The sequence below is a fragment of the Pseudomonas soli genome (assembly GCF_021283165.2).
GTDB classification, from domain to species: Bacteria; Pseudomonadota; Gammaproteobacteria; order Pseudomonadales; family Pseudomonadaceae; genus Aquipseudomonas; species Aquipseudomonas soli.
On record NZ_CP128543.1, the window covers coordinates 3,550,318 to 3,563,959 of the forward strand.

At 61.7% G+C, this 13,642-nt stretch carries 21 protein-coding genes; 18 read left to right on the forward strand and 3 right to left on the reverse strand.

The features are described from left to right. Positions 1–295: 295 nt before the first annotated feature. The 10 genes from LU688_RS16480 (at position 296) to LU688_RS16525 (ending at position 5,877) form a co-directional block, all read left to right on the forward strand. Positions 296–970, forward strand: a complete 675-nt coding sequence (locus tag LU688_RS16480; protein ID WP_232888177.1) for a polysaccharide lyase family 7 protein — start codon at positions 296–298, stop codon at positions 968–970. Between the two features lie 316 nt (positions 971–1,286). Beyond that, positions 1,287–2,135 carry a ParB/RepB/Spo0J family partition protein gene (locus LU688_RS16485; RefSeq protein WP_232888176.1) on the forward strand — a complete coding sequence of 283 codons (849 nt, stop codon included), beginning with the start codon at positions 1,287–1,289 and terminating at the stop codon, positions 2,133–2,135. Positions 2,136–2,336: 201 nt separating this feature from the next. Beyond that, positions 2,337–2,765, forward strand: coding sequence for a hypothetical protein (locus tag LU688_RS16490; RefSeq protein ID WP_232888175.1), 429 nt, complete (start codon positions 2,337–2,339; stop codon positions 2,763–2,765). After that, positions 2,762–2,950: a hypothetical protein gene (locus tag LU688_RS16495; protein WP_232888174.1), complete on the forward strand. Its 189-nt coding sequence runs from the start codon at positions 2,762–2,764 to the stop codon at positions 2,948–2,950. Before LU688_RS16490 ends, LU688_RS16495 begins: the two co-directional genes overlap by 4 nt. Beyond that, positions 2,947–3,168, forward strand: coding sequence for a hypothetical protein (locus LU688_RS16500; RefSeq protein WP_139671808.1), 222 nt, complete (start codon positions 2,947–2,949; stop codon positions 3,166–3,168). Before LU688_RS16495 ends, LU688_RS16500 begins: the two co-directional genes overlap by 4 nt. 289 nt (positions 3,169–3,457) lie before the next feature. Continuing rightward, positions 3,458–4,189 (forward strand): hypothetical protein, encoded by a 732-nt coding sequence (locus LU688_RS16505; protein ID WP_232888173.1) that lies wholly within the window; start codon positions 3,458–3,460, stop codon positions 4,187–4,189. After that, a complete protein-coding gene (locus LU688_RS16510) occupies positions 4,186–4,749 on the forward strand; it encodes a siphovirus Gp157 family protein (protein WP_232888172.1) in 564 nt (187 codons plus the stop codon). Before LU688_RS16505 ends, LU688_RS16510 begins: the two co-directional genes overlap by 4 nt. A gap of 7 nt (positions 4,750–4,756) precedes the next feature. After that, entirely contained in the window at positions 4,757–4,987 is a 231-nt protein-coding gene (locus tag LU688_RS16515; RefSeq protein ID WP_232888171.1) for a hypothetical protein, read from the forward strand. After that, positions 4,984–5,442: a hypothetical protein gene (locus tag LU688_RS16520; protein WP_232888170.1), complete on the forward strand. Its 459-nt coding sequence runs from the start codon at positions 4,984–4,986 to the stop codon at positions 5,440–5,442. The genes LU688_RS16515 and LU688_RS16520 overlap by 4 nt, the downstream gene beginning before the upstream one ends. An 81-nt stretch (positions 5,443–5,523) precedes the next feature. Continuing rightward, complete coding sequence (locus LU688_RS16525) at positions 5,524–5,877, forward strand: hypothetical protein (protein ID WP_232888169.1); 354 nt, start codon at positions 5,524–5,526, stop codon at positions 5,875–5,877. Here the strand turns inward: LU688_RS16525 and LU688_RS16530 are convergent. Next, a complete protein-coding gene (locus LU688_RS16530) occupies positions 5,867–6,094 on the reverse strand; it encodes a hypothetical protein (protein WP_232888168.1) in 228 nt (75 codons plus the stop codon). The genes LU688_RS16525 and LU688_RS16530 overlap by 11 nt on opposite strands. 113 nt (positions 6,095–6,207) lie before the next feature. Here LU688_RS16530 and LU688_RS16535 point away from each other — a divergent pair, with 113 nt between their 5' ends. Continuing rightward, positions 6,208–6,621: a hypothetical protein gene (locus LU688_RS16535; protein ID WP_232888167.1), complete on the forward strand. Its 414-nt coding sequence runs from the start codon at positions 6,208–6,210 to the stop codon at positions 6,619–6,621. Between the two features lie 54 nt (positions 6,622–6,675). On the opposite strand, the gene LU688_RS16540 is transcribed toward LU688_RS16535, so the two are convergent. Continuing rightward, entirely contained in the window at positions 6,676–7,212 is a 537-nt protein-coding gene (locus tag LU688_RS16540; RefSeq protein WP_232888166.1) for a hypothetical protein, read from the reverse strand. A gap of 139 nt (positions 7,213–7,351) precedes the next feature. On the opposite strand from LU688_RS16540, the gene LU688_RS16545 reads away from it, so the two are divergent. The 3 genes from LU688_RS16545 to LU688_RS16555 all read left to right on the forward strand — a co-directional run bounded on the left by LU688_RS16545 (position 7,352) and on the right by LU688_RS16555 (position 10,774). Continuing rightward, complete coding sequence (locus LU688_RS16545; RefSeq protein WP_232888165.1) at positions 7,352–7,786, forward strand: DNA methyltransferase; 435 nt, start codon at positions 7,352–7,354, stop codon at positions 7,784–7,786. A gap of 182 nt (positions 7,787–7,968) precedes the next feature. Continuing rightward, on the forward strand, positions 7,969–8,577 hold the full coding sequence (locus LU688_RS16550) for a DNA methyltransferase (RefSeq protein WP_232888164.1): 609 nt from the start codon (positions 7,969–7,971) through the stop codon (positions 8,575–8,577). A 43-nt stretch (positions 8,578–8,620) separates the two neighbouring features. Then, positions 8,621–10,774 (forward strand): DNA cytosine methyltransferase, encoded by a 2,154-nt coding sequence (locus LU688_RS16555; protein ID WP_160290775.1) that lies wholly within the window; start codon positions 8,621–8,623, stop codon positions 10,772–10,774. Here LU688_RS16555 and LU688_RS16560 read toward each other — a convergent pair. Beyond that, complete coding sequence (locus LU688_RS16560) at positions 10,771–11,055, reverse strand: hypothetical protein (protein ID WP_160290776.1); 285 nt, start codon at positions 11,053–11,055, stop codon at positions 10,771–10,773. The genes LU688_RS16555 and LU688_RS16560 overlap by 4 nt on opposite strands. A gap of 477 nt (positions 11,056–11,532) precedes the next feature. Here LU688_RS16560 and LU688_RS16565 point away from each other — a divergent pair, with 477 nt between their 5' ends. Genes LU688_RS16565 through LU688_RS16580 form a run of 4 tightly spaced genes read left to right on the forward strand, consistent with a single transcriptional unit; the run spans position 11,533 to position 13,641 of the window. Further along, positions 11,533–12,327 (forward strand): hypothetical protein, encoded by a 795-nt coding sequence (locus LU688_RS16565; protein ID WP_160290777.1) that lies wholly within the window; start codon positions 11,533–11,535, stop codon positions 12,325–12,327. Continuing rightward, on the forward strand, positions 12,324–12,659 hold the full coding sequence (locus LU688_RS16570; RefSeq protein ID WP_160290778.1) for a hypothetical protein: 336 nt from the start codon (positions 12,324–12,326) through the stop codon (positions 12,657–12,659). Before LU688_RS16565 ends, LU688_RS16570 begins: the two co-directional genes overlap by 4 nt. Beyond that, a complete protein-coding gene (locus LU688_RS16575) occupies positions 12,656–13,234 on the forward strand; it encodes a hypothetical protein (RefSeq protein WP_160290779.1) in 579 nt (192 codons plus the stop codon). The genes LU688_RS16570 and LU688_RS16575 overlap by 4 nt, the downstream gene beginning before the upstream one ends. Then, positions 13,231–13,641 (forward strand): phage protein NinX family protein, encoded by a 411-nt coding sequence (locus tag LU688_RS16580; RefSeq protein WP_160290780.1) that lies wholly within the window; start codon positions 13,231–13,233, stop codon positions 13,639–13,641. The genes LU688_RS16575 and LU688_RS16580 overlap by 4 nt, the downstream gene beginning before the upstream one ends. Position 13,642: the final 1 nt, after the last annotated feature.

The following is a 13,642-nucleotide window of genomic DNA, read 5'->3' on the forward strand; positions in this document are numbered from 1 at the left end:
TGCCACATCGAGGCGCTACGTAGCCCCTGGGCAGGCCCTCACAGGCCGACCGCTCTTTAACAACCAGCGCAACAACCAACAGACCGCATTGCCTCTACCGGCGACCGGCGATCAGACAGTCCCGAAAGGCTGCCCACGACAGGGAGAACCCTGTACGGCTGACGAAGGCGAAATGCCTGAACCGAGCGAAAGACCTGGCAAGCAATGCGCCCCGCTGAGCACGGCGGAAAACGTGCGGTTTCACCCGGTGCCCTTCTTACGAGGGGCATCAGGGAAGCCAACATGGAGAAACACCATGACCGTAAACATCAGCAACTTAACGATTACCACACCCGTGGCCACCTCCTCGACCAACCCTGTCGCGCTTGAGCTGAGCGGTGCAGAGGCGCTCGCCCAGCTCCCGAAAATCGTCACTGCGTTGCCCGATGGCTCCGTTCGCTTCACGGCGCCCACCAAGGGCGCTTCGAGCAAGAGCACACACCGCACGCGGTGCGAATGGAAAGAGCCGGTGTACTGGTCGCTGGCGAGCGCTGACGAGCACATCAACCTTCAGGAAATGACCCTCACCAAGGTCAACTCCGCGCAGAAGGTCGTCATCGCTCAGCTCCACGTGAAGGACGACGACAGCCCGCCTGTGAAAGTGTTCTGGAGCAAAGGAAACATCACGCTGGGCTTCCGGCAGACGTACAACCAGGTAAGTCCGGTCAACTCGACATTGCTCAAGGGCGTACCACTCAGCGAGAAGTTCAACGTGACGATCCGCGTACTCGCCTCGGGCGCCTTGACTGTGACCGCAGAGTGCAATGGCGACGCAGAGTCTTCCGGCAGACTGGAGCTGGATAGCTCCTGGGACTCGTGCCTACTGAACTTCCACGGCGGCGTGTACAACCAGGTCGACTACACCGACAAGACTCCGGCTGATGACGGTTCGATCTGCGTCATCAGCAAGCTCTCTCTCACCCACAGCTGACCACATCAGCGTCGAGCGTCCTGCTCCATAGACGACTCGGAGGGGAGACAGAGAGGGCGCTTTGCGGTGCTGATGGATGCTCTTGCTTAGCGATCCGTGAGGCCGAATGGCGGCAGCCACAGACTGTGCGGCAAAGCCGGGTCAGCGCCGGCCTTCAGCCCCACCCATCCCTTGACTGCCAGGAAAGACTGGCCCGATCACCTGGTTCCCCATCACTAGGCTGCGTCGGAGAGCCCTTCCCGACCCTACATCAAGATGTTCAGGGAGACAGGCGGGATCGGCTCTCCAATGCAGCCCCTCAACGGAAGTTAATTGCATGACCAGATCTATCAGGCAAATGATCAAGGACGGTGAAATACGCCGGGCCGACGCAATCAAGGTGCGGCTCGAAGACCTGCACGAAGAGCCTGGCTTCAACCTTCGCACCGAAGGCGATGCCCTTGAGGCCAGCATTGACGCATTGGCTGAGTTCATCGCGGACGGCGGGATCATCCCAGCGCTGGAGATCCGCCCGAGGGACGCCGGTGGCGTTTGGGTTGTTGATGGTCACCGCCGACGCCGCGCCCTTATCAAGCTCGACCAAGCTGGTCGCCTGCCTCGCTTACCCAGTAAGGAAGACCCGGCGGTTTTGGAGTTTTGGGTTGATGTCCGCATGTTCGAAGGCAGCGATGCCGATCGCGTAGCGCGGATTATCTCAAGCCAGGAAAACGAGAAGCTCACCCCGCTCGAGCTTGCCGAAGGCTACAAGCGCCTCAAATCGTTTGGCTGGACCGTGGATCAAATTGCAAAGAAGGTTGGTAGAACCCGACAGCATGTCGAGCAAGTCGTCACGGTCGGTAATGCAAATACGGACGTACAGAGCTTGGTCGCAGCTGGACAGGTATCCGCTACCACGGCGGCGCAGGTTGTGCGCGCTCACGGTGATGACGCCGGAAGGGTGCTCGATGCTGAGTTGCAGAAGGCCCAAGCCAAGGGCAAAACGAAAATCACCGCCGGCACCATGCGCGGGCCTAGCGTCCCGCGACGAAAGCTGGAAGCGATCCACATCGCTGCATCTGCCCTTCTCAACGAACTGGTAGATGGATCTCTTACAGGTACCAGTGCGGCTTTGCTCAGCGCTCTCCGCCAAGCCGTCCAGGCCGCCGAACCGAAGCCACGCAATTAGATTGCAACTCCCTTCTTTGCAGGCGATTCCGGAACCCGGAACGGGCTAGACCAGAAGCATCCCGGGTAGCGCCGGGCGCCTGCACCCATTCCCTTCACTTCGACCGCATTGGACAGATGCCAGCGAGCTTCGCGGCTCGGGTTTGGTCACCTGCGCTGGCATCTGCCTAATGCGGTTGCACTACCCCAACAGGAGAACACCATGGGCGCACTTCGAGCAGCACAGTTCGAGTACGACAACCGGATGCCGCCGGCGGTGATCGACGATGACGCCGACCAGGTGGAGTGGATCGATAAGCACGCGGCGCAGCTCGTCCTGGGCTACCGCGTCAGCTGGGGCTACCGCAGTGACCGTGGCGAGATCACCCAGGCCGACTTCGCCAGAGCGGTGCAGGACCACCTGAACAACCGTCAGATCGACGGCCTGGACCATCAGGACGCCTTCGGAAAGCTGGTCATGGCAGGCATGGGCACGGGCAGCGCCGGCTTCATCATGGAATTGTGCACCTACTTGCTTGGTGGCCCGAAGGTGCTCAAGGAGATCGCCGCCGACCTGCTACGCCCGGTAGCGGCCAAGGCCATATCCGCCGAGCAGGACCGCGAGCGAGACATTGAGGAGTGCGGATTTTGAGCCCGCACGTTGTGATCGGCGAAGCCCTTGAGCAGCTGGACCAGCGATACAGCCGTCGCGCCGACAAACAAACCGAATTGTTGATCGTGGCTCGCTTCGCTGCGGGCGACATCAATGCCGATGAGTTCAAGCACTACTGTGAGCGTGCTCGCCGCATCGCCGAGCGGCACAAGGAGGATGCATGACCACCCCAATGGTGAAGACGCTTATCGACGAGCAGGTCGCCGAACTGCCCGAGGCCCGAGCCATGCCGGCCGACCGCGTACTAATGCTGTTTAAGGGGGCGACCTTCGCCGCCGCGGTGCACGAAGCGGAGCTGGCCAGTATCGAGAACCCGCGTGCCTGGAAGTGCCGGGCGTGCATCTGCGGCGAGTGGACCGTGGGCTATGAGGTCAGGGCGTGACCTCCTATCAGAGGGCCCGTCGCCAGGTCATCTGGCGCGGCTCCTTCTCTGCCATCTTCGCCTGCACCGCCTTCATGCTCGCCAGCTCGCTGGCCGGCAGCATCACCTCCTGAACAACGCACCCGAGCACGGCGGGCCCTTCGGGGATACCCGTACCCATCAGGGAGCGTAAGCCGGCTAGAGCGCGCAAACATCACCGGCAGCCAGGGCGCCCAGCAGACACCCACGGGCGTGACCTGGCATTTCCCCTATTCCAACTGACGGCGCCGGCCTGGCGCGAGGTGTACCAATGTCCACAACCAACATGCGCATCTGGGAGCAGGTGCAGACCACCGATACCCGCTACACCAAGAACGCCGAGGTCGGCGGCCAGAAGATCACCAGCCTGAACGGCACCGCCATGGTCATGAAGGCGACCGAGATGTTCGGTCCGGTAGGCATCGGCTGGGGCTGGAAGGTCCTTGAAGAGCGGTTCGACGATGGTCACGAGATCTTCGTCGGCGAAGGCGAAAAGCGTGTTTGCCTGGGCCGCGAGATTGGCCACACAGTGAAGATCCAGCTCTGGTTCATGCAGGACGGCCAGCGCGGCGAGGTCGAGCAGTACGGGTGCACCCGTTATCAGTACAAAACGAAGTACGGCATGACCACTGATGGCGAGGCACCGAAGAAGTCGCTGACCGACGCCATCAAGAAGGCGCTCTCCATGCTCGGCTTCAGCGCCGACGTGTTCCTGGGCATGTTTGATGACCAAAACTACGTGGAGCACCTGCGCGCCGAGGAGGCCATCGAGCAGGCGGAGGATCGCCAGGCCGAGGTTGAGCGCCAGAAGCAAGATCGTCTGGACTTCATCCGAGACACCATCGAGACCATGAAGCGAGCGGTCACGCCGCATGAGCGCAAAAAGATCCACGACCACGCAGTCCGCAAGCTCATGGTGCGCAAGGACGAGAAAGGCGCTGCCCGCATCTCGCTCGAATTGCGAAACATCGAAGTCGGCAAACCACAGGAGACTGCAGCATGACCCAGCTCTACGCTCTTACCGGCCAGATGGCCGAACTGGCCGCCATGTGTGACACCGATGACGAAGGCCTCAAGCAGGCAATACAGGACACCATGGCCGGCATACAGGGCGAGTTCGAGGTGAAGGCCGACAACATCGTCATGCTGCGCCGCAACATCGAGGGCGACATCAGCGCGATCGACGCCGAGATCGACCGCCTGAACGACCTCAAGCGGGTGAAGGCCAACAGCGTAACCGCGATCACCGACTACCTGCGCCGGAACATGGACGCGGCCAACATCAAGTCGATCAAGCGCCCGCTGTTCACCATCAGCCTGGTGGCCGGGAAAGAGAGGGTCATCGTCGACAACGAACAGGCGGTTCCGGACGATCTGACGTCAGTCAAAACCAAGATCGAACCGGACAAGAACGCCATCGCCGCCAAGCTCAAGGCCGACCGCGAGCACAACGACGCAATCCGCAAGCGCATGGACGCCGGTGAGGACTGCGCACACGAACTGATCCCTGAGCCAGCCTGGGCGCACCTTGAGCGCGGCGAAAGCTCGATACGCATCAAGTGAGGCCGTGATGACCGACAACTACATCCTGACCGGTGCCGAGCGTCAGGCCGAATTGGAGGTAGCGAAAGCTGCCTTCTTCGCATCAGGCGGCCGCGTGGTCGAGCTTGAAACCTACCGTGCAGCACCACTCCCGCCACGCGGAAACCGGGTCGACCCTGAAACAGTGCTGGTCCGTAAACGCCGGCAACCGAGATCAACAGACCGATCGCAGCTTCGCAGAAGCATGGAGGCACCATGAAGAGGCGCAAGCCGCACAACATGCGGGCGCGCCTCGAGCGCACCTGCCGCGCCCTGGTCTCCGCCAACCACGCCGCCGTGGTGAACATCGATCCCAGCGGCCAGCAAGTGCTACTCAACTGGAAGAACCTCAAGCAGATCCGCGTGCGACAGGTCGTCGACGCCGTCTGCGACATCCCGCACCGGTGGACCATCTACCTCAGCGTGCTGTGCCGGACAGAATTCGGCGAACGCTACAACAAGTCGATAGAGGTCGCGCCGCAGGGCAACTACCGGGCCGAGCACCTGACCGAGGTGATCGAAGCCACCTACATCGACCTGCGGGACACAGCCAACCCGAATCACCTGGTGGCATCCGGCTGGATCGCCATCCCTACCGACACAACGCTTGACGAGGCAGAGGCCGCCAAGATCTTTGCCGCAGTGGGCGCCTGGAATCAGCAAATAGCAGCATGAAACGCATCATCGCACGCGTCCGGCACGGCCGGCGCCAGCAACACATCAATCTGCCGCCCAGCGGCTTGGGAGGTATCGGCCATGGCCGAGGAGAAGACCGGAGCCGCGAAGCACTCGGCGGACTATCGAGATCGCCAGAAGAAGCAGGCCGCGAAGCTGGGCATCGAGAAGGTGTTCTTCAACATGCCCGCAGGGATCAAAGCTGCACTGTCTGCAGAGATCGAGCGTCACGGCTACGACCAGGTGCAGGAGCTCTGGCAGGACCTGGCCCTGTCGTGGATTGCGCAGGACAATGAAGAGCGGGCGCGTCGACTTGAACGGCCTGACACGCCAGCTTTTTACATCTCGCCGAAACTAGCGCGACAGTTCGAAGAAGCCACCATGGCCGAGATCAGGCGAGACCCAGGCGATGAGATAATCGGCGCTAGTCCTTGAGGTGCACGAACCCTTTTCCAGCTGCGGCTATGCGAACAAGATCATTTAGTGCGAAGCCGCCCACTGCCTTGATGGTAAGCGTGGCCTCTCCAGTTTTGGCGGCAGCAGCCATACGGACGAGGTCATTCACAGCGGTGTCTTGCCCAATTATCTCTATTGAGCCACCGGCAGCCAGAAGGCGGACCTTATCGTTCAACGCCAGATTTTGAATACTCACTGAACTCTCCTTGTGCTCCGGCCCCATGCCGGTCACCCGTATTACCCCATCCCACCCCAAATTGCCACCATGCCGCCACCAGCACGGAGGGCGGCGCATGCTTGGAGAAACCCATGAGCAACTACAACTGCGACTACGTCCGCCGCCACTACGACGTGCCGGCCGAGATCGGGCGCCGCGTGATCGCCAACGGTGAGCCCGGCGTCATCATGGCCGACCGAGGCCAGTACATCGGCATCATCCTCGACAGCGACCCGAAGAAGCGCATCCGCAACTACCACCCCACCTGGGAAATGCAGTACGGCGAGATGGCCGAAACGCTGCCGCTCAAGCAGTGGGAAGTCCTCACCAACGGCATGTACGACTGGGACGACGTGAAGTACATGCTGGGCGATGCCCGCCATTACGTGCAGCGCGTGTGGGCAGCTACCCGCAGCCAGGCCAAGTACCGGGCCTATCAGGAACTGGCCGAGTGCTTCAACGACGACGCCACCGCTATGCTGACCTTCAAGGTGCGCGCAGCCTGACACTCCGGCACCGCCTGCCAGCGCCGTACCTGATCAGGCGCAGACCACCGAGCACTATGAGTGATAAACTCCATTGCCCATCAGCGTGTTACCCAAGTGGAATACGCCGCTCCCATCATCAATCGAAAACATCACGGAGTACTCTAAAAGTATCTCTCGCAGCTTTTGCATTTCCATCGGGTCAGTGGGGAGCCTTATCAAAATCGAGCTAACCATATCCTCGCTTTTGGTGTTAGCCATATGCAGACATTCGTAATCCGCTAGCGCTTTGCGTAGCGAATGATGCCCCCCAACTCCCTTGCTGCCTGCCCTCATGGTCGCGCGCACAGAGAAAGCGATTGCATAACCTGAGATCACTGGATCAGGAATTTGGGGTTCCTTCCACTCGTGAGCCTCTTTGCTCTCGATCATATACGGACCTTTACCTATGTATTGCCCGTAGTTCTCTACAACGTAAGCGACCTCATAGGTTGACTTTAACGTAGAGGATATTTCGAGCATAGGTGTGGTCATGCTTACCACAAGCATGGATGCGGCTGCCAACTCTTTTAAATATGCCTGCAAGTCTTCCTGCTGAACAAGCTTTTTCATTTTCGTCTCCGTTTGGCAATAGTACAGATGCATCACTTAGACGAAGAACATCACTCCCGACGCTACCCGCCAGCGCCTTCCCCTATTCAACGATAACGCCTCCCCGGCGAGGGCGGCGCCTGCACGCCTGGAGCATGCCATGACGTACACGCTTCACCTTGGCGACTGCATCGAGGCGATGCGGGCCATGCCTGACAGCTCGATCGACAGCATCGTTACCGACCCTCCCTACGGCCTGAGCTTCATGGGCAAGCGCTGGGACTACGATGTGCCAAGCGTCGAGATTTGGGCCGAGTGCCTGCGCGTGCTCAAGCCCGGCGGCCATCTGCTGGCCTTCGCCGGGACCCGAACCCAGCACCGCATGGCTGTCCGCATCGAGGATGCCGGCTTTGAGATCCGCGACATGATCGCCTGGGTGTACGGCTCAGGATTCCCAAAATCGCGCAATCTGGACGGCGACTGGCAAGCTGGGGCACTGCGCTCAAGCCGGCGCTGGAACCGATCACCGTTGCTCGCAAGCCGCTTATTGGGACAACTGCCTCCAATGTTGCCGAGTTCGGTACCGGCGCCCTGAACATCGATGGCTGCCGCGTTGAGGCGATCGACGCCGACCAGCTGGCCAAGCACTGGGACCGGGAAACAACCACCGACATGCGCGGCGGCAACTTTGTTGGAGGGCGATCGGGCGGAGTACTGCGCACCACTCAGCCATCAGCGCTCGGCCGGTGGCCGGCCAACCTGGTGCACGATGGCAGCATGGCGGTTCTCGAGCAGTTCCCAGACGCGCCCGGCCAGCTCGCCAGAGCCAGCACCAACACCGAAGCCAGGAAGACCCAAAACTCCTATGGAGTCATGCGGCGCGGCCGGGGCGCAGAACCATCGGCCGACAGCAGCAATGCCGGACTGGTCGGGTTCAGGATGAAGCCTGGTGAGCGTCGCATGGACTCGGGCAGCGCAGCGCGGTTCTTCTACTGCGCAAAGGCGAGCCGTGCCGACCGCAACGAAGGGCTTCCAGTCGGCGAGCAGCCGGCCGTTGCCGCCGGGGCCACCATGCGGGAGCGCGAGAACGCCGATTGGCCCAAGCGCAATGGAAACCACCACCCCACCGTAAAGCCGACTGACCTGATGGCCTACCTGCTGCGCCTGGTAACACCGCCTGGCGGTACCGCCCTCGACCCGTTCATGGGAAGCGGAAGCACCGGCAAGGCCGCCATGCGCGAAGGGTTCCAGTTCATCGGCTGCGAGCTCGACCCGGAGTACTTGGCGATCGCCAAGGCAAGGATTGAGCATGAAATTGCCAAGGCCGAGTTTATTGCTCAATGCGCCGCGCATGCAGAACAGCAGCTCACTCTGTTCGGCGCCTGAATGACCTCCTATTTACTTCACGCCACCCAGGCGAGGACCGCCCATGTCTGCATTCCAGAAAAAGAACCCGCTCGACTTCAAAACCCAGTACGGCCTTGGCTTCGATCCGCAAGACGACGAGATCGTGGTGGACTTCTTCTGCGGTGGCGGCGGCGCCGGTACCGGGCTGGAGATGGGCCTGGGCCGCCCGGTAACGGTGGCCAAGAACCACAGCCCGGCGGCTATCAGCATGCACACCGCCAACCATCCGGCGGCGCGCCACTTCACTACCGACGTTTTCGAGGGTGACCCGGACGAGGAATGCCAAGGTCGCGCGGTCGGCTGGTTCCACATGAGCCCGGATTGCACCCACCACAGCCAGGCCGCCGGCGGCCAGCCCCGCAAGCGCGAGATCCGCAACCTGTCGTGGATCGGCCTCAAGTGGGCCGGCAAGAAAAAGCCTCGGGTCATCAGCCTCGAGAACGTGAAGCAGATCCTGCAGTGGGGGCCACTGATCGCCAAGCGCGACAAGGCCACCGGGCGGGTGATGAAGCTGGACGGCACTGTTGCCGCCGTCGGTGAGCGCGTACCGGTACAACAGCAGTTCCTGGTGCCCGACCCGAAGCGCCGCGGCATCACCTGGCGGCGCTTCGTGTATCTGTTTGAGGGCATGGGCTACCAGGTGGAATGGCGGATCATCAAGGCCTGCGACTTCGGCGCACCAACCAGCCGCGAACGCCTGTTCATGATCGCCCGCTGCGACGGCCAGCCAATCGTGTGGCCGGAGCCTACCCACGCCAAGAACCCAGCCAAGGGCCAGCAGAAATGGCGCACCGCCGCCGACTGCATTGACTGGAGCGTCCCGAGCAAGAGCATCTTCGGCCGCAAGAAGGACTTGGCAGCCGCAACGCTGCGCCGGGTGGCCAAGGGCATGAAGAAGTTCGTGCTAGATAACCCTCAGCCCTTCATCGTGCCGATCGCGAACTGGTCTGGCGAACTGGCCCAGTCAGCTGACGAGCCACTGCGCACCGTCACATCCTGGCCACGGGGCGGCTCGTTCGCTATGGCGAGCCCTACCCTGGTTCAAACCGGCTACGGCGAGCGCGCCGGGCAGCAACCGCGAGTTCCAGGCCTGGACAAGCCACTCGGGACGATCGTCGCCGCCGGCGCGAAGCACGCGTTGTCGAGCGCGGTCATCCTGCCGGCCACGCACCAGGGTGCTGACCGCGTGAACGATCCAAGCGAGCCGCTGCCCACGGTCACGGCCGCCAACCGCGGCGAGCTCATGATGGCGAGTCCGGTCATGGTCGGCGTGGGCGGTCGCGCTGGGCAGACGGAACCGCGTCCGGGCGATGACCCGATGTACACGATCACTGCCAAGGCTGATACCGCACTCGCTACCGCGCACCTGGTCAAGTTCAGGTTCAACAGCGAAGGCGCAGCCATCACCGACCCGATGCCAACCATCACCAGCGGCGGAAACTACCAGCGTCCGGCCGGCGCCGCCCACGCCATGGGCATCTGCACTGCGTTTATCGAGCAGGCCAACGGCGGCTTCAACACCACCCCGGCCAAAGGAGCGGACGAGCCAATGACCACGGTCACCAACACCGGCAGCCAGCAGCGCCTGGTGACGGCTCACCTGGCAACCCTGCGCAACGGCAGTACCGGGCAACATACCGATGATCCACTGAGCACTGTTACTGCCGGCGAGCACCACGCGCTGGTTGGAGCGAACCTCCTTCACCTTCGCGGCAACTGCGATGCCCGTGCTGTCGACGAGCCGCATACCGTCAGCGCTGGCGGCACCCACCACGGCCTGGTCGAGTACAAGCTCTCGCCTGAGCATGAGGCCGGCGCCCTGCGCGTTGCCGCGTTCCTGATCAGCTACTACGGCACGGAGAACATCAGCGGCTGCGACTCACCTGCACCTACGGTAACCACCAAGGATCGCCTGGGCCTGGTCACCGTGTACGTGAAAGGTACCCCGTACGTGATCGTCGACATCTGCCTGCGCATGCTCCAGCCGCACGAGCTCTACCGCGCCCAAGGCTTCCCGGCAAGCTACATCATCGACAAGGGCGCCGACGGCAAGCCATTCACCAAGACCGAGCAGGTGCACATGTGCGGCAACAGCGTCAGCCCGCCGCCGATGGCTGCTCTGGCGCGGGCTAACGATCCATGGAAATCGACTGCTGGCCAGTCAAAAGCTGCTTAGTCGTCTTCGAGACGTTGGCAGGAATAGCATTCTGGCATGCACGACTCAACAGCGGCCTTGATGGCGTCCGTCATCTCCCGGCGATCGTCAAAAATGCCATCGAGCTCGCCGCTTGAGAACATCGAATTGCCTAGCATGTAGGCAGGCTGAATATCCTCCCCGTCATGAGAGTACACAGCGTGATGCTCGCAGTAATCCACCACACCCGCTCGCCTTGCGATTCCAAGTGCGGTTGCCTCCTGGTCCTCCGCCTTCATCATCGCGTGCTTTTGTTGACCCATGAGATCACCCCCGAAATAAAAATGGCCGTTGGCAACGGCCTAACCCCTTAAGACTAGACCAAAAAAGTCGGCTCCAATGGAGTTGCCACGAGGTATCCCCATGCCCACAGAAAACCGATCCCGCAAAGCCGCGCCTAGCTTGGAATGTAAGGGTCAAAATCCCCAAGTAATTCACGGGCAGCAGGCACTGCATACTCAAGCAGCTCCAGCGGTACGTCACGCTCAAAAAGCGTTACCTCGAACCTGAGCGTCTCGTCGTTACGGAAAATTTCGAAAATTATTTGGTCGCCGCGAAGGCACTCAAGACCCAAGCCATCGTGGCCAAGGGTGACGCTTGAGGCTCTGCAGAAGCTGTATTCGATTCCATGAACTATCACGCTGGGCTCTCCTGAAAAACGGAAAAGTACCCCGAAACACTGCCGCTGTAACCCCTATCCCCTCTATTCACTGCCGCGATATGGCGGCCAAGGAATCGACATGCTCGAAAGGACACCGATCAAGACGGAGGCCGAGTTGTGCGCGGCCTTCATCCAGTCGATGAACAAGCAGGCCGATTGGACCTGCTACCCCGAAGCTGCGGGCTTCGACATCCTGGCCGTGCACACCAGCGGTCGACAGATCGGAGTCGAGGCGAAGATGAGCCTGAACGCCAAGGTGGCCGACCAGATCCTGCCGAAGGACTACGAGAACTTTTACGGCAGGCCGGGCCCGGACCATCGCCTGGTGATCGCCGGCAAGGCCAGCGATGCCAGCCACGGCATTTGCCGAATGCTCGCGCTGCTTGGCGTGCCGGTGCTGCTTCCCCGCTGGATGCACCGCGGCGGCGACAAGTCGGGATGGGAGTTCGAGTTGCGGTGCGAGGAAAGCCGTAGCAGCTGGGCGTTCTTCGCCAACGAAGAGTACCTGCACCTGTTCGACTGGAACCCGACTGAACGATGCCGGGTACCGATGGTGGTCGGGGCTCATCAGGCTGGCGTTCCATCACCGATCAGCCTAACCCCCTGGAAAGAAGCCGCGCTGCGGGTGATCGCCCTGATGCGAGCCCAGGGCTACATCGCAGCGAAGCAGATACAGGAACTCGGCATCAGCCCGACCGCCTGGACGCGACCAAAGGGCATCGACCCTGGCTGGCTCGCTCGCGGGTCAGCGCGTGGTACCTGGGTCGAAACCGAGAACATGCCGCCATTCGACAAGCAGCACCCCGAGGCCTACGCCATCGTCGTCGCTGAGCTGGCGGCCAAAGCAGACCCACAACTGGAGCTCACCGCATGACCCGCCTCGCCCTCTGCCTCCTGCTGCTGGCCACCCTGACCGGTTGTCAGCCTGACTGCTGGAGTAGCGATCCCGGCCAATGCAAAGCCGAGTCCAGCGCAAGCCAACTTGAACTGCTGCCTATGCGCACCGGGTTCTATGTGTACCACGACGATCAGAGGTCCGTTACCTGCTGGTCGACCTCGGCAGGCCTCAGCTGCTTGCCCGACTGGATGCTTCGAGGCCAGAGCCAGGCCGGCAACGAGCGCCAGCTCTCCCCGCACGAAACCCAACCCGAACCTACACCTGCTGCCGCGCCGGCGGCCTGGAATGATGAGAGGTATCAGCTGTGAGCAAGATCGATTGGAGCAAGGCGCCTGAGTGGGCAGACGGCCACGGCCTTGTCGCCCACCACGGCATTACCGAGGTGTGGATCAACATGGACCAGTACGCCGTGGTCGGCGCCGAGGATCGCGCCTATCCGTATGGCGGCGGCACCGGCGATCACCGACACAACTTCACCCGGGGCCAGGTCCAGTACATCACGCCACGGCCGGCGCGCTGGGATGGTGAAGGCCTACCTGCAGTTGGTACAAAGTGCGAGTTTAAGGCCAACGTTCTCGGTTGGGTCGAGGCGACCATTACCGCGGTTACTGACCTGGGAATCGTATTTACCCGTCCGTCGTATCAGAACGGCCGCCCTCTTGTTGAAGAGCGACTGCCACACAAGGCAGTCGAACGGTTCCGCCCAATCAGAACGCCAGAGCAAATCGCTGCAGATGAACGCCTGCACAAGCTCCGCAACGCTCACACTGCCATCGCAAGAACACTTGAGTGTTTCCGGGGAGATATCCCAGCAGAGGCCGTTTCCCGGCAGGTGATCGAGGCGATGATCGACGCCGGGTACAGCAAGCAGGTGACGCCATGACCGACCTGATCGAAGTGAAGACGGCAGACCTAGCCGGCGAGGCCCTGGGCTGGGCGGTCGGGATTGCTGAAGGTCTGGACCTGATCCTGGCGCCTCCGGAGTACGGCAACCCGTGGCGCGTTTTCGCCCGGTACCAGGCCATGGCTATCGAGCACACCAAGCGCTACAACCCTTGGGAAAACTGGGCATTGGGCGGCCCTCTGATTGACCGAGTCGATCCAGAGGAGCGGCGAGTCCCGAAAGTCTTGGGTGGTGGTCGTGGTGCTGAGGTATGGATTGAACTCGACAACGGCGACGCCCGCGCCGGGTACGGCTCGGGTGATACACGCCTGATCGCCGCCAGCCGTGCGTATGTTGCAGCCAAGATTGGCTCCACCGTCCAAGTACCGAAGGAGCTGACGGCATGAT